17 protein-coding genes and 1 pseudogene are annotated in these 26,046 nt (G+C 44.7%); 7 read left to right on the forward strand and 11 right to left on the reverse strand.

The annotated features are described in order from the left end of the window. Positions 1-19 precede the first annotated feature (19 nt). From ACQ86K_RS06240 to ACQ86K_RS06250, 3 genes are read left to right on the forward strand one after another with little or no spacing between them, the layout of a single operon-like run. Positions 20-2,575 carry a glycoside hydrolase family 2 TIM barrel-domain containing protein gene (locus tag ACQ86K_RS06240; RefSeq protein ID WP_431200013.1) on the forward strand — a complete coding sequence of 852 codons (2,556 nt, stop codon included), beginning with the start codon at positions 20-22 and terminating at the stop codon, positions 2,573-2,575. Next, positions 2,572-5,913: a glycosyl hydrolase gene (locus ACQ86K_RS06245; protein WP_091162960.1), complete on the forward strand. Its 3,342-nt coding sequence runs from the start codon at positions 2,572-2,574 to the stop codon at positions 5,911-5,913. Before ACQ86K_RS06240 ends, ACQ86K_RS06245 begins: the two co-directional genes overlap by 4 nt. Positions 5,914-5,917: 4 nt before the next feature. Continuing rightward, complete coding sequence (locus ACQ86K_RS06250; RefSeq protein ID WP_091162961.1) at positions 5,918-7,960, forward strand: aceric acid hydrolase; 2,043 nt, start codon at positions 5,918-5,920, stop codon at positions 7,958-7,960. Positions 7,961-8,560: 600 nt separating this feature from the next. Here ACQ86K_RS06250 and ACQ86K_RS06255 read toward each other — a convergent pair. The 11 genes from ACQ86K_RS06255 to ACQ86K_RS06305 form a co-directional block, all read right to left on the reverse strand. Beyond that, on the reverse strand, positions 8,561-9,256 hold the full coding sequence (locus ACQ86K_RS06255) for a hypothetical protein (RefSeq protein WP_431200014.1): 696 nt from the start codon (positions 9,254-9,256) through the stop codon (positions 8,561-8,563). Further along, the gene (locus ACQ86K_RS06260) at positions 9,229-10,878 is read right to left on the reverse strand and encodes a DUF5703 domain-containing protein (RefSeq protein WP_431200015.1); all 1,650 of its coding nucleotides are present in this window, start codon (positions 10,876-10,878) and stop codon (positions 9,229-9,231) included. The genes ACQ86K_RS06255 and ACQ86K_RS06260 overlap by 28 nt, the downstream gene beginning before the upstream one ends. Before the next feature lie 2 nt (positions 10,879-10,880). Continuing rightward, on the reverse strand, positions 10,881-11,816 hold the full coding sequence (locus ACQ86K_RS06265; protein ID WP_431200016.1) for a sialate O-acetylesterase: 936 nt from the start codon (positions 11,814-11,816) through the stop codon (positions 10,881-10,883). Further along, entirely contained in the window at positions 11,747-12,301 is a 555-nt protein-coding gene (locus ACQ86K_RS06270) for a hypothetical protein (protein ID WP_431200017.1), read from the reverse strand. The genes ACQ86K_RS06265 and ACQ86K_RS06270 overlap by 70 nt, the downstream gene beginning before the upstream one ends. A 9-nt stretch (positions 12,302-12,310) precedes the next feature. Then, positions 12,311-13,876 (reverse strand): sodium:solute symporter, encoded by a 1,566-nt coding sequence (locus ACQ86K_RS06275; RefSeq protein ID WP_091162964.1) that lies wholly within the window; start codon positions 13,874-13,876, stop codon positions 12,311-12,313. Then, positions 13,873-14,295, reverse strand: coding sequence for a nucleotide-binding domain containing protein (locus ACQ86K_RS06280; protein WP_431200018.1), 423 nt, complete (start codon positions 14,293-14,295; stop codon positions 13,873-13,875). Before ACQ86K_RS06280 ends, ACQ86K_RS06275 begins: the two co-directional genes overlap by 4 nt. Positions 14,296-14,525: 230 nt before the next feature. Next, positions 14,526-15,038 (reverse strand): four-carbon acid sugar kinase family protein, encoded by a 513-nt coding sequence (locus tag ACQ86K_RS06285; RefSeq protein ID WP_431200019.1) that lies wholly within the window; start codon positions 15,036-15,038, stop codon positions 14,526-14,528. Between the two features lie 3 nt (positions 15,039-15,041). After that, positions 15,042-16,082, reverse strand: a complete 1,041-nt coding sequence (gene pdxA / locus ACQ86K_RS06290) for a 4-hydroxythreonine-4-phosphate dehydrogenase PdxA (RefSeq protein WP_091162966.1) — start codon at positions 16,080-16,082, stop codon at positions 15,042-15,044. Next, a complete protein-coding gene (locus tag ACQ86K_RS06295) occupies positions 16,079-16,564 on the reverse strand; it encodes a dihydrodipicolinate synthase family protein (protein ID WP_431200803.1) in 486 nt (161 codons plus the stop codon). Before ACQ86K_RS06295 ends, pdxA begins: the two co-directional genes overlap by 4 nt. Further along, a complete protein-coding gene (locus ACQ86K_RS06300; protein WP_431200020.1) occupies positions 16,518-17,012 on the reverse strand; it encodes a dihydrodipicolinate synthase family protein in 495 nt (164 codons plus the stop codon). Before ACQ86K_RS06300 ends, ACQ86K_RS06295 begins: the two co-directional genes overlap by 47 nt. Positions 17,013-17,021: 9 nt before the next feature. Continuing rightward, positions 17,022-18,188 (reverse strand): iron-containing alcohol dehydrogenase, encoded by a 1,167-nt coding sequence (locus ACQ86K_RS06305; protein WP_091162968.1) that lies wholly within the window; start codon positions 18,186-18,188, stop codon positions 17,022-17,024. A gap of 417 nt (positions 18,189-18,605) precedes the next feature. Between ACQ86K_RS06305 and fbp the strand changes: the two are divergent. The 4 genes and pseudogenes from fbp to ACQ86K_RS06325 all read left to right on the forward strand — a co-directional run bounded on the left by fbp (position 18,606) and on the right by ACQ86K_RS06325 (position 25,914). After that, positions 18,606-19,650: pseudogene (gene fbp / locus ACQ86K_RS06310) on the forward strand (class 1 fructose-bisphosphatase). Positions 19,651-19,786: 136 nt separating this feature from the next. Further along, positions 19,787-22,252, forward strand: coding sequence for a TonB-dependent receptor (locus ACQ86K_RS06315; protein WP_091162970.1), 2,466 nt, complete (start codon positions 19,787-19,789; stop codon positions 22,250-22,252). A 276-nt stretch (positions 22,253-22,528) separates the two neighbouring features. Beyond that, on the forward strand, positions 22,529-24,742 hold the full coding sequence (locus ACQ86K_RS06320; RefSeq protein WP_091162971.1) for an alpha-N-acetylglucosaminidase: 2,214 nt from the start codon (positions 22,529-22,531) through the stop codon (positions 24,740-24,742). Then, on the forward strand, positions 24,742-25,914 hold the full coding sequence (locus ACQ86K_RS06325) for an acyltransferase family protein (protein WP_091162972.1): 1,173 nt from the start codon (positions 24,742-24,744) through the stop codon (positions 25,912-25,914). The genes ACQ86K_RS06320 and ACQ86K_RS06325 overlap by 1 nt, the downstream gene beginning before the upstream one ends. Positions 25,915-26,046: the final 132 nt, after the last annotated feature.

A 26,046-nucleotide genomic window follows, 5' to 3' on the forward strand; every position in this document is an offset into this window, starting at 1 on the left:
GCCGAGCCGAAATTACGGATTGCTGATTTTCAATGGCAGGCCAAACTGGATAAGCAATATAAAGACGCCATTTTCAGTATCTCGTCCACGGATCGAAAACCTGACAGGTAAGGCTGTACCCGGATATAAAATTGAAGCAAGGCTTTTCGACAGCAATAATAAAGAGGTATTGCAAAAGCCTTTGGAAAGAAGCGTTGAAAGTATCATCAACGAGATTTATCCAAGGTTGGATAACGTGAAATTCGGCTTACTGGAAACTACACTGAAAAACCCCGAAAAATGGAGCGATGAAAAACCAAACCTCTATACGCTCACTTTATCTTTAGTTGACAGCACTGGCCAAACGCTGGAAGTTAAAAGCTGCAAGGTGGGCATCAGGAGCATTGAGTTTAGTAAGGAAGATAGTAAGCTGCTCATCAACGGCAAAGTAACCTATTTGTACGGCGTAAATCGTCCCGATCATGACCCGGTAAAAGGAAAGGCGCTATCCCGCGAAGATATCCTGAATGATGTGCGTACCATCAAACGTTTCAATTTTAACTGTATCCGCACCAGCCATTACCCGATGGATCCGTACCTGTATGATCTGTGCGATGAGTATGGGATACTGGTCATAGACGAAGCCAACCTGGAAACCCATGGTCTTGGTTCAAAGCTAAGCAATGACCCCATGTGGACCGGCGCTTACCTCGACAGGGCTACCCGTATGGTAATGCGCGATAAAAATCATCCGAGCATTATTATTTGGAGTTTGGGGAATGAGGCCGGCAGAGGGCCAAACCATGCGGCAATGGCCGGCTGGATCCATGATTTTGATATTACCCGTCCGGTACATTATGAGCCTGCACAAGGTACGCCACAAGCCGAAGGATATATCGACCCGACCGATCCGCGCTATCCTAAAACCAATGATCATTCGCACAGATTACAGAACCCTATAGATCAGCCTTATGTAGATATTGTAAGCCGGATGTATCCCGGCATTTATACTGCGCCCTTGCTGGCCAATCAGCAGAATGGCGATAACCGCCCGATATTTTTTGTAGAGTATTCGCACGCGATGGGTAACTCCAATGGAAACTTAAAGGAGTTTTGGGATCAATGGCGTTCAACCAAACGGGTTATTGGCGGTGCCATCTGGGAGTTTAAAGACCAGGGACTATTAAAACATGATTCGACAGGTAAGGCATACTATGCCTATGGCGGTGATTATGGTGAACGTTATTTTGACAATTTCACCATCAAAGGCATTGTAGCATCTGATGGTCGCCCTAAACCTGCTATTTACGAATGCAAGCATGTTTTTCAGCCGGCGGTTTGTGAATTGGTTGATGCCGATAAAGCAACTATCCACATCAAAAACTGGCATAGTGTAGCTTCACTGGCCGATTATAATGTTAGCCTGCAGTTGAGGGAAGACGGCAATATCATCCTTAAAAAACAAATTCCCCGTATCAGCCTTGCAGCCGGGCATGATACCACAATCAGCATTAAACAATGTCTGCCCGGTTTAAAACCCAACCATGAATATCTTGCCGATATTCACTTTACCCTTGCCGAAGATAAGCCTTGGGCAAGCAAAGGTTACGGAATAGCAAGTGATCAGTTTCAACTAACGGCGCTTAAAACATCCACTGCAAACGCTGAACGTAAGCACTATCCGGAAACAAAACTGGTTGAAGATGATAAAGCTTATCATATCAGCGGGAAAGATTTTGAGATTGGCATCAGTAAAAGTAACGGTGCTTTAAGCTCATACCTGTACAAAGGTAATCAGCAGATATTTGCGCCTTTATTGCCACATTTCACCCGACCGGTTACCGATAATGATCATCGCGGCTGGAAGATGGAAAAGAAACTGGCGGCCTGGTTTAAAGCGTCACCTGTTTTGAAAAAACTCTCGAGCCAAAAAACTGAAGATGGTGCGGTTGTAATAACAAGTATTTATTCCATGCTTAATGATAGTGCTTCGGTACAGGTGAACTACACCATTTGCGGCGATGGCTTGCTAAAAGTTGCGTATGTGTTTGATGCTAAACCGGGTTTGCCAAACCTGCCAAAGGTTGGTATGCAAATGGGTATTGCGCAGGCCGATAGCAATGTCAGTTATTATGGCCGCGGTCCTTATGAAAACTATATCGACAGGCGTACAGGCTCGGAAGCGGGCGTATATTCGCGAAGCATTAACCAATTCATGGAACCTTACGTAGTTCCCCAGGAAAACGGCAACCGTACCGATGTACGCTGGATGCTGCTGCACCATACAACAGGTGGTTTGCTGATCACCGCCGATAGCCTGCTGAGCATGAGTGCCTGGCCTTATACCGAAGAGAATATTCAAAAGGCGAAGCATACCAACAAGCTAAAGGATGCAGGTTTTATTACGCTGAATATCGACCTGATACAGATGGGCGTAGGCGGCAACGATAGCTGGTCGGAAGTGGCTGAGCCTTTGGAACAATACCGTATTCCGGCCAAAAAATATCAATATAGTTTTTACCTGAAACCTTACGAAGGTAAACCCGACGCTGCAGGTAATACGGCATACCAGATTAAATTTAACAGGAAGCCATGAGGAAATACGTTTTTATAATTTGCTTTTGCTGCCTGTTGTTACCGGGGATAGCCCAACAGCGTAAACTATCTCTTAAAAATGATGATTTGAAGGAGGCCTTCCTGCATCCGCCCGAATCTGCAAAGCCCTGGGTTTTTTGGTACTGGATGCAGGGTGCAGTAAGCCGAGAGGGCATCACTGCTGATCTGCAGGCTATGAAGCAGGCCGGAATAGCAGGGGCTTATTTAATGCCCATTAAAGGCCCGGCTAATCCGCCGTTTATCACTCCCTCAATTAATCAGTTAAGCCCGGAGTGGTGGGCAATGGTAAAATTTACCATGCAGGAAGCCGACAGGATAGGCCTAAAACTGGCTATGCACGACAGCGATGGTTTTGCGCTGGCTGGTGGGCCGTGGATAACACCGGAGCTTTCCATGCAAAAGGTGGTATGGTCAAAAATTGAGGTTGAAGATGGCAAAGTTTACCATGATACTTTGCCTATCCCCAAACACTATAAAAACTATTATAAGGATATCGAAATATTGGCCTATCCATCGCTTCCGGGCGAAGGGATAAGCAGTTACGACGAGCATCCGAAGGTAACTGCCAGCTTGCCTAATACCGACGTACAATATCTTGCTGAAAAAGGAAATCCCAAAAGCTTTACAAGCAACGAACAGTGCTGGCTGCAGCTTGAATTTGAAAAGCCCTTTACCTGCCGCTCGCTTGTTATACATACTTCGGCAAGTAATTATCAGTCGCAACGGCTGTTGCTTGAAGTGAGCGATGATGGTAAAAGTTTTCGCTCATTAGGTAGGTTGGAATCTCCACGCCACGGCTGGCAGGATGGCGATGCGGAGATCACCCACGCCATCGCACCTACAACAGCAAAATATTTCAGGTTTACTTATGATAAAGAAGGTTCTGAACCGGGAGCCGAAGACCTTGATTTTGCAAAATGGAAGCCAACGCTAAAACTATCGCGCATTGAGTTGTTGGGTGAGCCCCGCATCCATCAATATGAAAGTAAAACTGGCGAGGTTTGGCGTTTAAGCAAGCAAACTACAGATGTTCAATTACCGGCTGATCTTTGCGTAGATAAAAGCAAGGTTATCAACCTTACTGATAAATTAGGAGTAGATGGTAAACTGAACTGGCAGGCACCTGCCGGTAAATGGACTATCATTCGGATCGGTCACACTTCAACCGGGCATACTAATGCTACAGGCGGTGGCGGCATCGGTTTGGAGTGCGATAAGTTCAATCCCGAAGCGGCTAAACTACAATTTGATAACTGGTTTGGCGAAGCGATAAAACAGGTTGGCCCGGACCTGGCTAAACGGGTTTTAAAGATTTTTCATGTGGATAGTTGGGAGTGCGGAAGTCAGAACTGGTCGCCGGTTTTTGCTGCTGAATTTCAGAAGCGGAGGGGATATGACCTGCTACCATATCTTCCATTAATGGCCGGTATACCAATGGAAAGTGCTGAAAAATCTGAAAAAGTACTGGCCGACGTAAGGCAAACGATAGCCGAATTATTGGTAGATAATTTCTACGGTACGATGGCTAAGCTGGCACACGAAAAAGGCTGCACATTTACAGCTGAAAGCGTGGCCCCAACCATGATGAGCGATGGCATGCTGCATTACCAAAAGGCAGATATCCCGATGGGGGAATTTTGGTTCAGGAGCCCTACGCATGATAAGCCCAATGATATGCTGGATGCCATTTCGGGCGGGCACATCTACGGTGAAAATATTATCCAGGCCGAGGCTTTTACCGAATTACGGTTATTATGGGACGAACACCCCGGTATGCTTAAAACTGCTGCCGACCGCAACTTTGCCCTTGGCATCAATCGTTATGTTTTCCATGTAAATGTGCATAATCCCTGGCTTGACCGTAAGCCGGGTATGACGCTGGATGGTATCGGTCTGTTTTTTCAGCGCGACCAAACCTGGTGGCAGTCTGGTAAGGCTTGGTTTGATTATATCAGTCGCTGCCAGGTCATGTTGCAACAGGGACATCCGGTTGCAGATATCGCTGTTTTTACCGGCGAGGAAACGCCGCGTCGCGCTATTTTGCCAGATAGGTTGGTTAGTACTCTACCGGGAATTTTCGGCACGGAACGGGTAAAACTGGAAGAGGAACGTTTAGCAAATAAGGGCGTACCCATCATTAATTCGATTGAGGATGCGAGCCATTCGGCTAATATGGCGCTGCCCGAAAACTGGATAGACCCGCTGAGGGGCTATGCCTATGATTCTTTTAACAAAGACGCGTTACTACGTTTGGCTACAGTAAAAAACGGCAGTATCATTCTACCCGGAGGTGCAAGTTATGCCATGTTGGTAATACCCGGCGTAAGCCAGATGTCGCAGCAGCCATGGCAGTTATCGGCAGAGGTCGTAAAAAAACTTCAGCAACTGGTAAATGAAGGCGCTACTGTTTTGTTGGACGTTCAGCGGATGAAAACTACTTTATCTAAAGGCCCTGCGGGCAAATTACTCATTGGCCCTTATCAAAAAGGAACCTTTGATGAAGTAGGGGTAACCCGCGATCTGATAGCGACAGACTCGGTTGATCAGCCGGCAAAGGATCTTGCCTGGGCACATCGTAGTTCAGCTAATCTTGATATCTATTTCATTTCTAATCAGCAGGCTTTAAATCGCACCATTAATTTATCATTGAGGACAGCAGGGCGTGCCCCTGAACTATGGGATCCTCTAACCGGTGAGATCAGGCAATTGCATAATACGGGTAAATCATCCCGTACAAATATCAAGCTTGAGTTGGCGGCCAATGGCTCTGCTTTTATCGTTTTCAGAAATGGTTCTTCTACTGCCAAAAGCGAGGATAATAAGCCATCTCATTTTAAAACGGTACAAACTTTCACAAACTGGCGGGTACAGTTCGATCCTCAATATGGAGGCCCTGTAAAGCCGGTTATGTTTAATCAACCTGAAGACTGGTCGCAGAATGCTAATGATAGTATTAAGTATTATTCGGGCACTGCGGTTTACAACCATACATTTCAGTTTACCGCAAAAACAGGAGCCAAAACCTATCTACATCTGGGCAATGTATCCAATCTCGCCGAAGTATATCTAAACGGCATCAATTGCGGTACAGCCTGGACATTTCCGTACCGGGTAGATATTAGCAAGGCCATCAAACTTGGCGAGAATAAACTGGTAATCAAAGTAACCAACACTTGGGCTAACCGCCTGATGGGTGATCATGCACTGCCCGAAAATAAACGTATTACATGGACAAACGCGCCTTACCGTTTGGAAGGGCGCTCATTGTTGCCGGCCGGCTTGTTAAGCCCCGTGAAGTTGCTTACTTATATCCCTTAATGATATGAAATGGATTTGTAAATATATTGGAATAGCATTGTTGTTAAGCTGCACATTAAAACTATCTGCACAAAACAAAGCCCTGGTAAACACCAGTAAAAGCAGTTACGCCAAACTAAGCAGCCTTGATATGGGCGCAGTACAGTGGACAGGCGGCTTTTGGGCCGACAGGTTTAAGGTTTGTCGTGATACCATGATCCCCAACCTGTGGCGTGTTTATACCGATCCAAAGATCAGTCACGCTTATCGCAATTTTGAGATAGCTGCGGGAATTGACACCGGATCGCACGAAGGTCCGCCATTTCATGACGGTGATTTTTATAAGCTTTTTGAAGCTGTAGCCAGCATGTACGCGGCTACTCATGATCCTAAATTGGATGTATTGATGGATAAAACCATAGCCGTTATCGCTAAAGCCCAACGGGCCGATGGCTACATCCACACACCAACCCTTATTGAAGAGCGTAAGAATAGTGGTAAGGAAAAGGCTTTTAATGATCGCCTTAATTTTGAAACCTATAACCTTGGTCACCTCATGACTGCCGCCTGCGTGCACTACCGTGTTACAGGTAAAACAACTTTACTAAAAGTAGCTGTCAAGGCAACCGACTATCTCTATAAGTTTTATAAAACGGCCTCGCCCGAGCTGGCGCGAAATGCCATTTGTCCTTCGCATTATATGGGCGTAGTGGAGATGTACCGCACTACCCGCGACCCCAAATACCTGGAACTGGCTAAAAACCTGATAGACATCCGTGGCTTGATGAAGGATGGTACAGACGACAACCAGGACAGGACACCTTTCCGGCAGCAAACACAGGCGATGGGGCACGCGGTGAGGGCCAATTATCTTTTTGCCGGTGCTGCCGATGTTTATGCCGAAACCGGCGATACCACGCTCATGCACACCTTAAACCTGATGTGGAACGATGTGGTGAACCGCAAAATGTATATCACCGGTGGCTGCGGCTCGCTTTATGATGGTGTTTCTCCCGACGGCACGTCTTACAACCCCAACGAAGTGCAAAAGGTACATCAGGCTTACGGGCGCGATTATCAATTGCCAAGTTTCACCGCCCACAATGAAACCTGCGCAAACATAGGCAATGTACTCTGGAACTGGCGCATGCTGCAGGTAACCGGCGATGCCAAATATGCCGACGTGATGGAACTGGCGTTGTACAATAGCGTACTTTCGGGGATTAGTCTTAACGGTCGTAACTTTTTATATACCAATCCGTTGGCTTATTCGGATAGTTTGCCGTTTAAGCAACGTTGGTCTAAGGATAGGATAGGGTATATCAAACTTTCTAACTGTTGTCCGCCCAATGTGGTGCGTACCATTGCCGAGGTAAGCGATTATGCGTACAGTACATCTGATAAAGGCTTGTGGTTTAATCTGTATGGCAGCAATACTATCAGCGCTAAACTGAAAGATGGTACGCCTGTAAAGCTAACGCAAACTACTAATTACCCCTGGGATGGCAAGATCAGCATTAAGTTTGACGAAGTACCTGGCAATAAAGCATTTTCGGTATTTTTAAGGATTCCTGGCTGGTGTAAGGGAGCGAGTATCAAACTCGAAGGTCAGCCGGTGCCGCAGTTAGATACTACGCCAGGAACTTATATGCAAGTTAACGCTGTTTGGCGCAAAGGAATGACGATTGATCTCGACCTGCCAATGCCGGTTACTATGATGGAAGCAAACCCGCTGGTTGAGGAAACCCGCAACCAGGTAGCGGTAAAACGCGGCCCGGTGGTTTATTGCCTCGAATCGGCAGATTTGGCTAAAGGGCAAAAGGTTTTCAATGTGGCTTTATCTGCCAATAGTCAACTCAAACCTGAAATGATCCGGATAGATAACAGCGAGATCATGAGCCTAATAGGTAAAGCTGATCTTCGCGATGAAAATAATTGGAGTAACCAGCTTTATAAAGAAATATCGGCACCCAAACAAAACGCTGTTGATATCAGGCTGATCCCGTATTATGCCTGGGGTAACCGGGGACATGTGGATATGGAAACGTGGATGCCGTTGGATAGGTGATTTGAGGTTAAAGGGTAAAGGCCAAAGGTTAAAGGTGAAAGGCAAAAGGTAAAAAAGCTCCACGCCGCCGCTCGGTTCCCAGCCGGGTGGCAACTATCAGGGCGGCCTCTGGCCGCCGGGACTAAAGCAGCCTTTTGTTCTTACACTTAAAACTTCGGCCGGTAATTGGTGGCGGTTGTTTTTTGTCCCAATATGTGTTAGCTGAGCTTCAGCCGGATGGCATGAAATATCGATACTCACCCCCGCAATTTTGGTGGCATTATTTTGTCAGTGCTATTTATAAATGAGGTGATCAATTCCAAAAAGCCTAAAAACCTTTAAAAAAACAAGAAATAAAAAAGGGTTTTTTACCTGTCTTTGAAATAAGGAAAGTTTACTCTTTAAAGTTTTAGTCATTGGTAATCAGGTATTTAATGGTGTTTCGGGTGAATTGTTATCTATTTGATTGTCAGTGTGTTTTATTTTTAAGGTGTTCCGCGTTTTCACTCTCAAAAAATGGAACAGTCTCTTTTTACAAAAAAGAGCAGCGGGAGTTTTTTCAATTTTTTTTTGAGAATCAAAAAATTGGGACACCCTTTTTGTTACAAATGAACGAGGGAATTATTGGGCTAACATCATTGTAATATCCTTCCTTCTATCTTCGGGGAGAACTTTTAAATCAACCATCTTTCCATCCTTTAGTGTGGCCTCAACAGTGGTATTATAAGGCGCATGAAGTTTAAAATGCACATCCCAATCCTTTGGCCAGGCGGGGAACAGCAGGATCTTTTTATCGTCTACCTGCATCAGCATTTCCTGCAGACCGATCATGCCTGAGCCACCCCAGTTATGGTCGGGTGTCCAGTCGAAACCCGGCCCCCAAAATGCCGGGAAACGCCTGCCCGAGTTTTTGAGTTTGAAGGTGGTTAGTTTGGCAGCCTCATCTGTCAGACCTAAGCGGGCCGCAAAAATATTATCCTGTTTCCAGCCAATGCCGCTTCTGAATCTGGCTACAAGGGTATCCAGCCTCCATGTATTTAAAGCTGTCTCTAATTCCGGTTTACCTAAGCCATAAATGCCCCATGGAAATACCGGGTAAAATTGAGTGTTCTCTTCATTGTTAACCCGCTCCCATGATTTTGCAGGCGTAAGGGTTTTATGACCGTCAATTTCGCCAAACGAAATAGGAGGAATGCGTTTTAAAAAGCCTTCCAGTTTGCCGCGCTCTTCTTTGCTCAGGTAACTATCAGGCAGTGCCAGCATCCGTTTGGTGATAGTTTGCAGGGCCGCTATGGTTGAGTTGGAGTTATAGGCCATTTTGAAAGTCTCGGCAGATGAGCCGGGATAGAGCACAAGATGCCCGTTGCCGTCCAATGCTTTGGTGCTACGCTTGCGGGAAAGGTATTGATAATGTTCATCAAAAAAGTGAGGCAGCTTTCAATAAAGGGGATGTATTGATGGATGTCGTCGCCTTTGTACCGTTCTGTTTCCATCATCATGAGGCAAAACTCAAAAACGGTATCCCAGGTATATTCCAACCAGGCGTTGTACTCTAACCCTTTGTCAAAATCGGCAGGGCGCTTCCAGGTGTACTCGGCACTATTCGGTAGACCGAAATTTTCTATTTGCTCAGTAAAGTAGGCGCCATTGTGGCCCCAGTAAACCTTGCTGCGTAATTCGGCGTTTTTCAACGAGCGCAGATAAAACTCAAACTCCGGCTTCATCATATCAATATCGCCGCTTTTGAGCATCGGGAAATAAACCAAACGCTGGTTTTGGGCAGTCATCAAGCCTCCGCCCCAGTTGCGGAAATCAGGCGTAAAAGCGTATTGAGGATTGACGAAAACGGGATCGTAGGTAAACAGGCCGCCGTTAAATTTAGTGGGCGCTTGTCCATAAGCATTGCAGCCCAGCATATACCTGAAAAGCTGATAGTTTTTACTTGTTTGCCAGGCAGCGGTATCATTGCCAGGCTTTTTATTATTGATGTAGATGAAACTCCTGTTCCAATATTGTTTCCACCAGTCGGCTGTTTTTTGCCATGCGGTTTTGGCGTTGCTTTCAGCTTCTTTAAGTACTTTGTTGAGGCCTTGCTGCCATTCATTTACCGAGGTGGTTTGTTGAGTATAAAGAGAGATTTCAAGATCCTGATTGGTGGCTGGTTTAATGCTCTCCAATTTCAATCCTTCAAAATCGGTGTTGAGGTATTGCCCTTTAGTGTTGCCTACAGGTTTTAGATTTTTACCCTGCATCAGCCCGCCAAAGGTTAAGTTTTTAAGCGGATTGTACATTTGATCCTTAACCGCATCCATACCCTGCTGCTTTACCGTAACATCAAATATGGTTGAATCGAGATTATGATGATAGAACTGGATAGCATTGCCTTTAAAGCTGATGTTATCCTTTAACGTTTTTACATCATTACGCGGGGCGAATTTCCATGAGCCTTCATTTTTTTCGAGGCCTTTAACTTCCCTGTCGCGATAACGCCAACTTTCAAAAATAGCTTCGGCTTTAATGGCTTTATTGCTGCTGATATTAACATGGATCACCGGGCGGTAAACATCAACCCAAAGCTTTATTTCAGCTTTTAAATCGCCGTTTTTTCCGTTGATGACTACCGAGCCATTTTGGAGTTTCAGCTCCTGTTTAAAATCGTTGCCGTCAAAAGGGTTGGGCGATAATTTAATCCTTACCCGGCCGGGTTTGAGCATGGCGTTGTTCTCGTCAAAAGTGCCGCTTCGGGCGATGTAAAAAAGCAGCTCGCCTTTTTCAACCCATACATTCAGCCCGATATCACCGCCTCCGCAGGGCATGGACTGGCCAGAGTTTTGACTCTGGCTGGTCCACACTTCGTTGTATTGTTCGATGCCTTTATTTTGAGCTAACGCGATATTGATATTGCAGTACAGGAAGCAGAGCAGCAGGAGTTTTTTCATAATTACCAGTCGTCGGTTCTGAATGAGGAAACGGGGAGCCCGTTGGTGCCGAACAGGTCGCCCACAACAAAATCTTTGAAGGCGTAACGCACGGCCACAGGCTCTTTTACCAAGGGTGAAGATACAATTATTACGCTGCCCGATATCATTGCTTGCGCAGGGTAAAACATTTTGTCTTTACCGGCTATTTCAAAGTTTTGGATGGGTTTATTAAACGAGGTCAATCCGTTTTCGGCATGTTCAAACCTGATGGTGGCCCGGTCGCCGTCAATAGTCATTTCTTTATACAGCGGACTTGCATAATCGAAACCTTTAATACCATAAGTTTGCGCCAAGGCCAGGTAGGCTAACCTTGTACCGATAGGCTCTTTGCGCGGAGGGTGGATGAGTGCCTGCTCGCCAACGTCAAGCGAAACGGCCATATCGCTGTTACGGATTGTTTTGAGCGATTTTCGTTGAGCATCGCGCAAATAGGCCGAATTGTATTTGCCTCCGCTATTATAAGGCGGAAGCTGTGCGTAATCATACGGGGCTATTTGCACAAAATAAAAAGGGAAATCACCTTGCTGCCAAAGCTCACGCCAGCGTTTTACCAGGGCCGGAAATAGTTTTTCGTATTGATCAGGCCGGTCGTAGTTCGATTCACCCTGGTACCAGATGCAGCCTTTAATGCCGTAACCAATCACCGGGTTCAGCATACCGTTGAACAGGGTGGTAGGTGTGCGTGATACAGCTTTAATGGAGTCTGTTTTGGCCGGGATTTTGATCTCCGGAAAATCTTTCAGTCCGTCAGCATCCATCCAGGCTTCGGCGTTCGAGCCAGCGTAACAATCGCTGATTAAACCGATAGGTACATGAAGTACCTCATTTAATAATCTGCCGAAATAATAACCTGTAGCACTAAAGTTGGAGACAAATTCGGGGAGGCCACATGCCATTCTGATGGTTTGCTATTGTCCTGTACTTCGGTTACTGATGAGTGGGGAACTGTGTAAATATGGATGTTGGCGTTAGATGATTTAAGTATAGCATCAACAGAACCGCTTATTGGCTGGCTTTTATACCCCTTCATAGGGATCTCCATATTTGATTGCCCTGTGCAAAGCCAAACTTCGCCAATAAGCACGTTGTTTAGTTTGATGGTATTACCATCGCTGATAGTAACGGTATACGGGCCACCGTAAACCGGGGTGCTTACTTTAACAAGCCATTTGCCATTGGCATTTACTTTAGCTTTGTAACTTTTTTTGTTCCATGAAGTATTGATGGTAACCGTTGAACCAGCCTTGTCCCAACCCCAGATTGGGGCCGCACTTTGTTGCTGCAGAACTACGTTGTCGGTAAAAATGGATGCCAGTTTTACTTGTGCCTGCGATGATATAAACAGGAGCAAACACAGGCCTGATGAAAGTAATTTTTTCATTGCTATAAATTATTTGGTAAGCTTTCCGGCTCGCTTAGCCTCAATCCATCCGCTGAAAAGGAGGTTTTTATTCAACTCGGGTTTAGGGAAAAACAAGCTGGCCACATAGCCTACTATGATTACCACCAGGTGACTATACACCCCGAGCATGTATTTATGCTGATTGAAATTGTACCTGCCTAAATCAAGCAAGATGTGTTTGTCCGTACCCAAACCAATTTTAGTTGATGTTAAAAAAGCATAGCCCGTAAACAGGATACAGGCAATAATACCAATGTTCACCCCTTGGCGATTGGCGCGGCTGCTGAACAAGCCCAATAAAAATATCCCGGCAATACCGCCTGAAAATATCGCGTAAAGGGTAAAAACAATGCCCAGCGCACCTTCGTCGCCGGCAAGCAGGTAGAGGGTGGCTATGCCCATCGCTCCAAATCCGGCCAGTACTACTATCCATCGTCCTGCTTTTAAATATTCTTTGTCCGATTTATCAGGCCTGAACTTTTTATAGTAATCTTCCACGCCAATGGCCGAAAGGCAGTTGAGATCGGCCCCGAGGCTGGAGATCGCCGCCGAGATCAGCGCAGCTAATATCAATCCTACAACCCCGGTAGGCAATTTACTCATGATAAAATAGGGGAAAACGGCGTCGGCTTTAATGCCTGCTGGTAGGGGATTTTGTTGGTAGAAGGCGAATAAAGCCGTGCCTATGAACATGAATAATGCCCATAGCGGTACTGTGAGCGCTACACCTAATATGGATGCTTTTATAGCGGCCTTATCGGTTTTGGCTGTAAGATAGCGCTGCACCATAGTTTGATCGGTACCGTATTTCTGGATGGCATAAAACACGCCGTTTATAGCCATTACGATGAATGTGAGTTTTTTGAAATCCCAGGAGTAAGGGCCAAAGTTGTTTTTGTGATTTACGCTGGCAATATGCCAAAGCTCGGGAAAGCCGCCTTTGATTGAACAGATGAGGATGATAAATGAGGCTATACCGCCGCCTATCAGCAAAAAGCCCTGTACCACATCTGCCCAGATCACGGCCTCAATACCGCCGATAAGTGTTATGACAATGATCACGAATCCTATCACCCAAATAATGGCGAATGTGTTGGTATTGGTCATGTTCGAGAGTGCCAGTGCCAACAGGAAAAACACAGTACCCATTTTTGAAAAATGGGTTAATACGAAACTGATAGAGCTGTAAAAGCGGGCAAACAGGCCAAAACGCTTTTCAAAGTATTCATAGGTGCTTACGCCTATCACCTCGCGGTACAAGGGCACTATGAACCAAACCATTAATAATAATACGATAGGTACCATTAAGCCCTGAACCAGCAAGATCCAGTTAGAGGCAAATCCTTCGCCTGGGTAGGCCAAAAAAGTTACGCTGCTGATGAGCGTTGCCATTAGTGACATGCCTATAGCCCAGGCCGGGATAGAACCGCGCGATACAAAATATTTTTTGGTAGAATTTTGTCCTTTTGAAAACTTAAGACCGATGGTTAATGAAATGGCCATTGCCAGGGCTATGATGATATAATCTGCCAAGTGCAGGGTTTCATGTTTCATATGCAGGTATAGTTATTGGTTGCCCAAACGGGTGCAGGCCAGGGGTAGCTGCCGGGTTTTAAAGTTAAACATAATTGGTTATTGCCGGCTACGCGCATATGAATAACTCCGGGAGCTATTAGTTTTGAGGGATATAATTTTTCGATGTTTAAACGCTCAAGTATGGCCCAGGCTGTTGCCCCGCCTTCAATCAGCAATTCGTGAAGATCGGTGTGGTCGATGACCTGTTTTACAATAGCAGCCATTTTGTGGCTCAGCAATATCGGGTCTACCTTTATATCCTTTATAAAATCGGGATTTATGGCGATGATGGCATTGTTGCCTGCAATAATACTGGAGGCTACATGACTGGCAAAAAGGCCATGCACATTATCGCCGCTGGTTTCGGCACAGATGGTTGCAGCCGGAACATAATGCACAGGGATATTGTTGTGCCTGCCATCGTTAAGATTTAGTTTGCCCTGGTAAAAAGTACTGCCAAATACAAATAACCGTCTGCCCGTTGTTTCCGGGTCGGTGGTTTTAACCTTTTGAGGAGTTGTTAAAGATTCAAGCAGCGTAGTAAATAAATTTGCTGAGCCCGCTAATAGCGTGTTGTTATCTGTTTGGCTGATCCAGTATTTAAGATCGTCCTCATTTTCGGCTGCTCCTATAATAATTCCCGTAGATGGAAATTTGTCTTCTTTTTTATTAATGAGATACTTTCATCAGCTCTCAATAATTCAACAATATTTGAGCTTAAGGCGGGGAAGGTTGGGTCGTTGGCGAAATCACTCAGGTGAATAGGTTGGCCATTGTAGTGAAATGTATCGCCTATGAGCTTTTTTGAATGGTGAGGATTACCGGGTACAATCAGCGCTCTTTTCAATCCTGATGCTGCCAATTGGCTTTGCAGTTCCTCAATAATGTGCCCTCTTAAAACTGAATCTATCTTTTTGAAAAGAAAGCGGGGCTTTAACCGCTGTAATTGGACGGTAAGATTATAAACTATATTCGTCGCTTTATTTACAGCGAGTGAGCGGGTGTCGGTAGCTATAATTAGCAGATCTGCATCGCAGTGTTCATCAACAGAGGTACTCACCTCGGTTCTCAATCCGTGATTGAGACCTATACCCGCCAATTCGGCGGCTCCTGTTAAATCATCTGCAATTACAGCGATCATAGCTTATACTTTTATCCGGTTTTTGCTCAACTGCACCGCCGATTCGATGGCCAGTAACATGGCATCGCTGCTGGCAACGCCTTTGCCTGCAATTTCAAAGGCAGTCCCATGGTCAACCGAGGTGCGGATAATAGGCAGTCCCATAGTGATGTTAACGCCCTTTACGCTATCCATTTGGTGCTTTTCGGCATTCCATTTAAAACCGGTAAGCTTAAAGGGGATGTGGCCCTGGTCGTGGTACATAGCTACCACACCACCATAATATCCAGTTGATGCTTTTGAAAATAAGGTGTCGGCAGGTACAGGGCCTTCCACATCGTAACCTAATTTTATAGCTTCCTGTACAGCGGGAAGGATCTCAAAATCATCTTCGGTACCAAACAAACCTGAGTCACCTGCATGCGGGTTAAGCCCGGCTACACCAATCTTCAGGTTTTTTTCTCCAAGGGAAATAAGGCCATCCTGTAAAAGTTCGATTACTTCAATAATGCGGTCTTTTTTAACAAGGTCACAAGCTTGTCGTAGTGATACGTGGGTGGATACATGGATCACCTTCATGTTATGCTCAACCAGTAGCATGGCATATTTTTTTGTACCGGTATAATGGGCATAAATTTCGGTATGTCCGGCAAAATGATGCCCGGCTTCGTTAATTGATTTTTTGTTGATAGGCCCGGTTACTGTGGCATGTACTTCGCTATCAAGCGCCAGGTCAATTGCTTTTTTAACTGCTTCAAACGAGGCATTGCCTGCCATAGCCGAGATCTCACCAAAACGCAGCTGTTCCATATCTACATTTTGCAGATCAAATACATCGGGCCTGCCAAACTCAAAATTTGCGTTGCGGATATCTTTTATCGAGTTGATGCGTGCATCGAAGCCCAACCGTTTTACGATATCGAAAAATACACCGGTATCGCCAATAATCACCGGGCGGCAGATGTCGTATAATCTTTCTGTTAACAATGCTTTAACGGCTATTTCAGGGCCAATACTGGCCGGATCGCCCATGGTTATGGCTATGATCGGTTTTTCGGCTGTCATTGGTAAATCGGTAAGCTAAGATTTTCAACATTAAGCATACGCTGCAGTTTTCTTTGCAGATCGGCAGCTTCGGCTTCAGTAACCTGCAATAAAGGCGGCATCATGTAAGTACGGCACAATCCTGCGCTTTGCATTAGTGATTTTAATGCTGCCAATGATTCGCCCAGCAGGCGTTTGCCCTGGTAAATATCACCTATCAGGTTGGAATGCCTTTGTAGTTGCAGCGCAGCGGCTTCGTCGTTATTATCTGCAGCAACTATCATTTTGTAATAAATATCCGGGAACAGGTTTCCTGTACTTGGCACCAGGCCGTCGCTGCCGGTAAACAGCGCGTGGGCAGATTGCGCCCCCCAACCCAAAAAGTGGCTAAAATCGGCCCTGTCGGCCCATAGTTTAAGCGAATCTTTTAAACGCTCGTGATTCCGTTCCGAATCTTTAGTCCCAACAATATTTTCGTGGTGACTTAATTCTGTCGAGAAGATTTAGGTTTATCGATACATTGGTTGTAGCCGGTATGTTGTAAACTATCAGGGGGATAGGTACTTCGTTAGCCAGCGTTTCAAAGTATGTTTTAATTTCGTATTCAGTTAAAGTGAAATAGGCAGGCAGGTGAGCTACAGCAACATCAATACCTTCGTCGGCACAGCGTTTGGCAAGGTCAATTGAATCGGCAAGGCAGTTTGATGAAATACCTGCATAAAGCAACCGGCCCGGCTGCCTTACTGATGTGGCCAGTTTAATAAAATCAAGCTTAACATCGTTTGGCAATGAGGCAGATTCGCCGGTGGTACCCAGTATAAAAGGTACACCACCATAGTTGAAAATATTGTCAAATATTTTTTCAACTGCTTCGTGGTCAAGTTTGTAGTTGTCGGTAAGTGGCGTAATTGATGGCACCACCAGGCCATTATATTTCTTTTTTAGTTTCATTAGTATGTTTTAATAAGCAGCCTCGTAAATGCTGATAGCGTCATCTATGTTTATTGGTCGCGGGTTGTTTTTAAGCAAGCGCGTAATTTTCATGGCATCGGCAGCCATTTGCGGTATGGTATTTTTATCTATGTCTATTTCTTTTAAGCTTGCAGGGATTCCGCATTCGCTGATCAGCTGCCTGATCTTTTCAACACCGGCATAAGCGGTTTCAAAATCATTGATACTACTGTTACAACCCAATGCACGGGCAACGGCAGCATATCGCTCAGGTGCGGCAGGGATATTATACTCCATTACTAACGGCAGCAAAAGGGCATTGGATAGGCCGTGGGCAATATGATACAGGCTGCCCAACGGATAGGAGAGTGCATGTACGCCCGCTGTGTTAACCGGGCCTAAACAAAAACCACCCATTAAACTGCCAATGGCCAATTGCGTACGGGCATCTTCATTAGTGCCGTCATTTACTGCTTTAACCAGGTTATCAGCTATAAGCCTGATCCCTTCAAGTGCATACATATCTATAAAAGGATGTGCGTATAGATTGGTATAAGCTTCAAGGCAATGAGTTAAAGCATCAAGTCCTGTAGCTGCAGTAACCTCTGCCGGCAGGCTGATCATCAAAGCCGGATCAATGATCACTACATCCGGAACCAGGTAAGGGCTGATAATACCTTTTTTCTGGTTGTCTGTATCATCTATCAATATAGCATTGGGGGAAGCTTCACTACCAGTTCCGGCTGTTGTGGGTACACAGATCAGTTTTTTAGATCGCTTTTTAAGCAAACCAATTCCCGTGATATCTGCCAGGGTTTGGTCATTATCAATCTGCGCAGCTATGAGTTTAGCCACATCAAGCACACTGCCACCACCAATACCTATGATCACATCTGCTTCAGTATGTTTTACAGATGCAAGCAAATCTCCAAAATCCTTGAACGAAGGCTCCCGTACTATGGAGGTATCAACACGAGCGTTAACTCCTGCTTCTTTAAATTGAGCTAAAAGTGGTTCAAGTTTATTTAATAGCGGACTGATGGTAATAATTAAAGCTGATTTATACCCGCCGCTGATAACATCACCGGTTAATTTAAAAAGCGAGTTTTTGCCAACAATTACCTGGCCCGGAAACCGGATAGTGATGTCGCGATAAGGATGTTCAGTTTGCGGCATATACTTATATTAATAATAGCTGGCCCTGGTTAATTGGTTTTGATATAAAACAAAGATGGATAATGCCGCCTCCCATTTTTATCCAACCGTTATCCAATTATTATACGATATTATCAAAAGGGATACCTGCCGGTAAGTTATTATGATATGATCTGCCTGTAATTGGCTTTAATAGGTAGTTGTTATAGTAAATAATCAATAAAATACAGGGAGACGGGGCATGACAGTTCTGTAACTAAAGGCCGGTAACTTAGCAAAAAGTTGAATATGAGGTTATAGGGCCAAGTTTATATGGGCTGTTTATCTTTTGATACTTTTATTTATCGGTGGTTAAACTGCTGCATCCTAATTATAAATCATCCGGCTAAACCTCGGTATTTTTTAATATTTCCGTTAACCAATTAAATATACATCCTCATGAAAAGCGTGAAAACCTTAGGACAATTTATTATAGAGAAACAAGCTGATTTTCCATTTGCCAAAGGCGAACTGTCAAGGCTTTTGAGGGATATAGGCATTGCAGCTAAAATTGTAAACCGCGAAATCAGCAAGGCCGGGCTTATTGATATCATCGGCGAAACCGATTCCGTAAACTCACATGGCGAGCGGCAGAAAAAGATGGACGTTTATGCCAACGAACAATTCATTGCGGCATTACGTAGCGGCGGCGAATGCTGTGTTGTTGCCTCTGAAGAAAATGACGAGCATATCCTAATAGAATCAGAAATCTCAAAACATGCCAAATATATTGTGGCGATTGACCCGCTTGATGGCTCATCAAATATTGATGTGAATGTAAGTGTGGGCACCATATTTTCTATTTATCGCCGTAAGTCTCTTGAAGGCAAAGCTATACTGGATGATGTACTGCAGAAAGGTACTGAGCAGGTTGCCGCCGGTTACGTTATTTACGGTCTCGTCAACCATGCTTGTTTATACTACGGGCAAAGGGGTTAACGGTTTCACGCTTGATCCATCAATAGGGGAGTTTTGCCTGTCGCATCCTGAAATTAAAATGCCTAAGGATGGCTATATCTACTCAATAAACGAGGGATACTATACCCACTTTCCTTTAGGGGTAAAAAAATATATCAAGTACTGCCAGGTTGAAGATGTAACTACCAGCCGTCCGTACACTTCAAGATATACAGGTTCAATGATTGCCGATATTCATCGCAACCTGATCAAAGGCGGAATCTTTTTATATCCAACTACTGCGCAATATCCAAATGGCAAACTGAGATTGGTCTACGAATGTAACCCGATGGCCTTTATTGTTGAACAGGCAGGCGGTCTGGCGTCGACAGGTTATGAGCGGATCCTGGATCTGGATGTTAATGAGCTTCACCAGCGCTCGGCTATTTTTATCGGTTCGGAGAATATGGTTAAGCGTGCCGAAGATTTTATGCTGGCCTTTTCTTCGCAGCAACCATCTATAACTCAACATAAACAGGTTATTTAGTCATTAAGAACTTCTGTTCATAGTGCATCTGTTATTTGGATTGATATATGAGTAATTTTATATGTATTATTATAAAAATTAGGTAAGACTAATTTTTTTATTTGTTTTGTATATTATTTATGATGTGCTAAAACGAATGAAAATATTATCTCTACTATTCTTTTTATTAATGCCTGTGATGGTTTTCTCCCAGCGTGGTTCACTTAGGGGCAGGTTAACAACCGGCAGCGAACCGCTCTCTTTTGCTACCGTTGCACTTTCAGGAACTTCTATCGGGGCTACTACCAATGATAAAGGCTATTACCATTTAAAAAATGTTCCGGCAGGCACATACACAATAGTATTCTCTAACATTGGGTATGTTACTGAGCGCCATAAAGTGAGTGTAAAACCTGATGAAGCAATTTCATTGGATGGCAATCTTCAGGAAAGCAGCTCCAAATTAAATGAGGTGACGGTAACCGGCGTTTCACGCAAAACTGAGTTGAGGAGTAACCCCATTCCCATCGCAGTAATGACCAAGAAGGAAATGGATCAGAATGTGAATAATAACATTATTGACGCCATTGTGAAAGGAGTACCGGGTGTTAATGCGGTTACTACCGGGCCCAATATTTCAAAACCATTTATCAGGGGATTAGGCTACAATCGTGTTTTAACTTTGTATGATGGCGTGCGCCAGGAAGGGCAGCAATGGGGTGATGAACATGGTATTGAGATAGACCAGTACGGCATTGGTCGCGCCGAAGTAGTGAAAGGGCCGGCAAGTTTAACCTATGGCTCAGATGCATTGGCAGGCGTGATCAACATGATCCCTTACCTGCCGGTTGGCGAAAATAATGTTTTGAGAGGTGACTATACTGCCGATTATCATACCAATAACGGCATGATCGGTACCTCGTTAGGACTGTCATACAAAAAGAACGATTGGCGATACGCCTTCCGGGCAACTGCGAAAGCGGCGCATGATTATCATAATAGTGTTGATGGTTATGTGTATAACACAGGTTTCCGGGAGTTCAATTTATCGGGTATGGCCAGGGTTGATAAAAATTGGGGGTACTCGCAAATTGCCGCAACCGTTTATGATAACCGGCAGGAGATTCCCGATGGCAGCAGGGATTCGCTTTCAAGGCGGTTTACCAAACAAGTAGCTGAAAGCAGTACTGACAATATCAGGAACCGGCCGGTTGTAAGTGATGATGAGTTAAGATCATACAGTATAACCCCGCTGCACCAGCGTATTCAGCATTATCGAATTTATTCGCATAATGAGTTTAAACTTAGTGAAGGCAGCAGTATCAATGCTTCGCTTGGTTTACAACGAAGCATCCGTAAGGAATATAACCACCCTACATTGGCCGATCAGCCGGGCTTGTACGTGGTACTTAACACGCTTAATTACGATTTTAAATATAACCTGCCTGCTATTGCAGGGATAGAAAGTACCCTTGGTGTAAATGGCATGTACCAAACTAACCGCAGCAAGGCCGCAACAGATTTTCCGATTCCGGATTATAATCTGTTTGATGCGGGAACTTTTTTCTTCGCCAAAAAAACAATCGGAAAAGTTGATATTTCGGGCGGCTTGAGATATGATAACAGGCACATCCATTGGAATGATTTTTACGTAGGGCCAAACTCCAAAAACGGGTTTGAGCAGCATGTGAAATTACCGGATACCGCAGGCGCCCATTTACAGTTTCCGGCTTTTAGGCATGTTTATCAGGGTGTTTCGGGTAGTTTGGGAATAACCTATAATATCAGCGAACGCTTATTGTTTAAAGCCAACATCGCGCGCGGATACCGTGCCCCTAATATTACCGAAATCGGCTCAAACGGACTCGACCCCGGTGCTCATATCGTGTATTTAGGCAACCGCAGCTTCAACCCTGAATTTAGTTTACAGGAAGATCTGGGCTTCATCGCCTACCTGAAAGATGTTGACCTGATTGCTGAGCTGTTTAATAACCACATCAATAATTACATTTATCAGGCTAAACTTACTGATGCCAATGGCAATCCTGTGGTGATTGTACCGGGTAACAGCACTTATCAATACCAGCAAAGTAGTGCCCGCCTGTATGGGGCCGAGTTTACGCTAAATGTGCATCCCCAAGATGTTAAATGGCTGGCTTTTAACAACAGCCTGGCTTATGTAACGGGAATCAACGGCAATAAACAGCTTGTTGATGAATCCAATGGCGCGGCTAAATATCTGCCATTTATTCCGCCGTTGCATATCCGGTCGGAGTTTAAGGCGAGTTTGCAGAAAGCATATGGGGCTTTTTCTAAGATTTACTTTAAGGCCGAAATGGATGCTTATGCTACGCAGAACCGGTTCTATGCTTTGGATAATACAGAGACAGCTACGCCCGGCTATGCCTTGTTTAATATCGGAGCAGGCACTACCATCAAAAATAAATCGGACAAACCTGTTTGCGAGCTTTTTTTGCAGGTTGATAACTTGTTTGATAAAGCCTATCAATCAAACCTTAACCGTTTAAAGTATTTTGAGTATTACCAGTCGTCGCCAAACGGACACCTCGGCATTTATAATATAGGGCGGAATATTAGTTTTAAAGCTGTTTTTCCTTTTTGATTTATTTTCAATGAAATATGCCTTTTTTTGTTTTTATTGCCTTGAGTTTGTGAACATCATGTAAGCGTGCGATAATAACGTGCCATCAGGGTCTCTCGCAAAGGATCCTGATGTATACACCGAGCAAATTCGCCGTTCTGAATGCCCTCGAAGAAGTATACAACGCGGCTGAACCTCAGGGTCCTCTGCGAGAGACCCTGAGGGGACATGAAATGATGTCAAAACTTATTGGTCGATGTGCCTAAAACTCAGCAATCGTAAAAACAATCAAAGTAAATGATATATAAAACAAAGGTTTTCATTTGTGTGCTGCTGTGTGGCATATGCGGTGGGATGATAAGCGCTCAGGCACAATTGCAAGTGCCGGCTTCTTATGCTTTAATTAAACGGGTGGTGCCCGGTTATGAAAAGAATTTTATTGTTCAACCGCTTTCTGAAAATGAGGCCAAAGATGTTTTTGAAGTAGAGGGCGCTAAGGGCAAAATTGTACTCAGGGGCAATAATGGTATCGCAGTGGCCTCAGCCTTATATTATTACCTTACAGAATACGCTCATTGCCAGATCACCTGGAATGGTACAAATTTGAACCTTCCAGTAAAGTTACCTATACCAGCTCAAAAGGTTCATAAAACTACGCCTTACCAATACCGCTATTATCTTAACTATTGTACCTATAGCTACAGTATGAGCTGGTGGGACTGGAAACGGTGGGAAAAGGAAATTGACTGGATGGCCTTGCACGGCATCAATATGCCGCTGGCCATAACCGGGCAGGAGTATGTGTGGGATAAAGTTTATAAAGGTATGGGCTTTAGCAGTAAAGATATGCAGGACTTTTTTACCGGTCCGGCGTATTTTGGATGGTTTTATATGGGCAACATAGATAAATGGGACGGCCCGCTGCCCGCAAGCTGGATAACCAGTCACCGGGATTTGCAGATCAAAATATTGCAGCGCGAGCGCGAACTTGGTATAAAACCGGTGCTTCCTGCATTTACTGGTCACGTGCCGGCATCGTTTAAAACACATTTTCCCAATGCTAAACTAAAGCAAACCAACTGGAACAACGGCTTTGCCGATACTTATATCCTGGATTCGGAAGATCCGCTATTTGCAGAGATCGGTAAAAAATTTATACAGGAACAAACCAGGGTTTATGGTACAGATCATCTGTACTCTGCCGATACTTTTAACGAAAATGAGCCGCCCTCAAACGATCCTAAATTTCTTTCGGAACTAAGCGCAAGGGTTTATGACGGCATGAAAGGGGCCGACCCGAAAGCTGTTTGGGTAATGCAGGGCTGGCTATTTTTCAGCGATCGTAAATTTTGGCAAAACGAGCAGATCAAGGCATTGCTGAATGCAGTGCCCGATGATCATATGATAGTGCTTGACCTCAATACCGATTACGAACCAATATGGAAGCGTACTGAAGCATTTTACGGCAAACCCTGGATCTGGAATATGCTGCATAACTATGGCGGTAACAATAGTTTGTTTGGCAGGATAGAGGCGGTAGCAACGCAGCCGGCGCAGGCCCTTAATGATCCTAAATCGGGGCGTATGGTGGGAATTGGCTTAACGATGGAGGCTATTGAACAAACCCCTGTGCTTTATGAATTAATGACGCAGCATACCTGGCAAAACAAGCCGATTGACCTTGATCAATGGCTGCCGGAGTACTTATTTAATCGTTATGGTGTAAAAAGCAAGGATGCGCTTGATGCCTGGCAAACGCTACGGGGTACCGTATTTAATGGCAAGGATATCCGTGACGGGGCCGAGTCGATCATTACCGGCAGGCCAACGCTTGATTCGGCCGCAATATGGACCCGTACTCGCTTAAACTACAACCGGAAAGACCTGCTGCCGGCCTGGGATAAAATGGTAGCCGCCATACCTGCATGCAAACAAAGCAGCGGTTTTAACTACGACCTGGTTGATGTTACGCGGCAAGTATTGGCTAATTACGGCAGGCCGATGCAGCTAAAATGGATTAAGGCTTATCATGATAAAGATGAAAAGGCTTTTGATAAATATACTGCCGAATACCTTAACCTGATAACCGATATGGACAGGCTGCTTGCTACCCGTAAGGATTTTATGCTGGGCCCCTGGATAGCCGATGCCAGGAACTGGGGAGCTACTCCCGCCGAAAAAGCGCTTTATGAAAAAAATGCCCGTAACCTGATAACACTTTGGGGCGATGCCAATAGTCCGCTGCATGAATATTCATGCAGGCAGTGGAGTGGATTGCTCAATGACTTTTATAAAGTGCGCTGGCGAAAATTCTTTGATTTATTGAAAGGATCAATTAAAACCGGTAAAGAGCCAGACTTTAAACAATTTGACAAATCGATAAGTAACTGGGAATGGCAATGGGTTAATTCATCTAAAGTTTATCCCATTGTTCCTACCGGAGGCAGCGCTGCTGTTGCAAAACAGCTTTATGAAAAATACAGAACAAACATGGATAAGGATCTTAAATAATGGATACATCGACAGCTAAATCTGTAAATACTGTAGCGAAGCCTGCAAGATTGTTATCATTAGATGCCCTTCGTGGGTTTGATATGTTTTGGATCATGAGTGGGGAAGGGGTGGTGCATGCCCTCGCTAAAGCTACCGGCTGGCCACTGCTGGTGTGGATGTCGGGGCAACTACATCATACGGCATGGAATGGCATCACCTTTTATGATATGATCTTTCCTTTGTTTTTGTTTATTGCCGGGGTTTCCATGCCTTATTCAATAGGCAATAAAGTTGCCAAACACGGGGTAGCTTATCCATATCTGTTGCCGTCCTCATCCAAAGGCGAAATTTATCGTTCCATGATCAGGCGCACCATTATCCTGTTGTTTTTAGGTGTGGTTGTTAACGGCTTGTTTAAGTTTAACGGTTTGGAGAATACACGCTTTGCAAGTGTGCTGGGGCGTATCGGCCTGGCCTGGTTTTTTGCCGGTGTAATTTATCTCAATTTTGGTACTCGTGGACAAATTTTATGGTTTGGTATTTTGCTGTTTGGTTATTGGGCAGCAATGGAACTAATCCCGGTGCCCGGTTACGGGGCCGGGGTTTTAACCATGAACGGTAGCCTGGAATCCTATATAGATCGTTTGTTACTTCCCGGTCGCCTGCACGATAAGGTACATGATCCAGAGGGTGTATTATCTACCATTCCGGCTATTGGCACTGCTATGCTGGGGATTTTTACAGGCCAGTTTCTGAAGTTTGAATCTGCAAAATGGCCGATGTGGAAAAAGGGGGTTTGTTTATTTGCAGTCGGTGTTTTATTTATTGGCTTAGGGATGCTTTGGAATCTTGCTTTCCCTATCAATAAACGCTTATGGACAAGTTCATTCGTGATGTTTGTAGGTGGGTGGAGCCTGGTTTTCCTGTCGGTATTTTACCTGGTGATTGATGTTGCCGGATACAAAAAATGGGCATTTCCTTTTGTGCTTATTGGTGTAAACTCTATCCTGATCTATCTGGCATCAGAAGGGATGGTTGATTTTCAGCATACAGCCAATTTTTTCTTCGGGGGAATTGTTAGCCATCTCGCACAAAGCTGGCAACCGGTATGGGCAGCAATATTCATTGTGGTTGTACAGCTTGCTTTGTTGTACTTTTTATATCGTAATAAGATCTTCCTGAAAATATAAATATAAAGTAGTTTTTTGAATGTAGAGACGCATAATTGCGTCTCCCGCATGCAAGTTAGGGCGATTTACTCCGTTACAAGGTGGCCCGTCCTTTGGGAGACGCAATTATGCGTCTCTACATAAAAATATTTT

The organism is Mucilaginibacter sp. P19, from assembly GCF_050632265.1.
In the GTDB taxonomy this organism is placed as follows: domain Bacteria; phylum Bacteroidota; class Bacteroidia; order Sphingobacteriales; family Sphingobacteriaceae; genus Mucilaginibacter; species Mucilaginibacter gossypii.

Bases quoted from the DNA above. Each gene is read 5' to 3' on its own strand.
- ACQ86K_RS06245 (WP_091162960.1), top strand. From the start codon at position 2,572: ATGAGGAAATACGTTTTTATAATTTGCTTTTGCTGCCTGTTGTTACCG.
- ACQ86K_RS06250 (WP_091162961.1), top strand. From the start codon at position 5,918: ATGAAATGGATTTGTAAATATATTGGAATAGCATTGTTGTTAAGCTGC.
- ACQ86K_RS06255 (WP_431200014.1), bottom strand. From the start codon at position 9,256: ATGGCCTATAACTCCAACTCAACCATAGCGGCCCTGCAAACTATCACC.
- ACQ86K_RS06260 (WP_431200015.1), bottom strand. From the start codon at position 10,878: ATGAAAAAACTCCTGCTGCTCTGCTTCCTGTACTGCAATATCAATATC.
- ACQ86K_RS06265 (WP_431200016.1), bottom strand. From the start codon at position 11,816: ATGGCATGTGGCCTCCCCGAATTTGTCTCCAACTTTAGTGCTACAGGT.
- ACQ86K_RS06270 (WP_431200017.1), bottom strand. From the start codon at position 12,301: ATGAAAAAATTACTTTCATCAGGCCTGTGTTTGCTCCTGTTTATATCA.
- ACQ86K_RS06275 (WP_091162964.1), bottom strand. From the start codon at position 13,876: ATGAAACATGAAACCCTGCACTTGGCAGATTATATCATCATAGCCCTG.
- ACQ86K_RS06285 (WP_431200019.1), bottom strand. From the start codon at position 15,038: ATGATCGCTGTAATTGCAGATGATTTAACAGGAGCCGCCGAATTGGCG.
- pdxA (WP_091162966.1), bottom strand. From the start codon at position 16,082: ATGACAGCCGAAAAACCGATCATAGCCATAACCATGGGCGATCCGGCC.
- ACQ86K_RS06300 (WP_431200020.1), bottom strand. From the start codon at position 17,012: ATGAAACTAAAAAAGAAATATAATGGCCTGGTGGTGCCATCAATTACG.
- ACQ86K_RS06305 (WP_091162968.1), bottom strand. From the start codon at position 18,188: ATGCCGCAAACTGAACATCCTTATCGCGACATCACTATCCGGTTTCCG.
- ACQ86K_RS06315 (WP_091162970.1), top strand. From the start codon at position 19,787: ATGAAAATATTATCTCTACTATTCTTTTTATTAATGCCTGTGATGGTT.
- ACQ86K_RS06320 (WP_091162971.1), top strand. From the start codon at position 22,529: ATGATATATAAAACAAAGGTTTTCATTTGTGTGCTGCTGTGTGGCATA.
- ACQ86K_RS06325 (WP_091162972.1), top strand. From the start codon at position 24,742: ATGGATACATCGACAGCTAAATCTGTAAATACTGTAGCGAAGCCTGCA.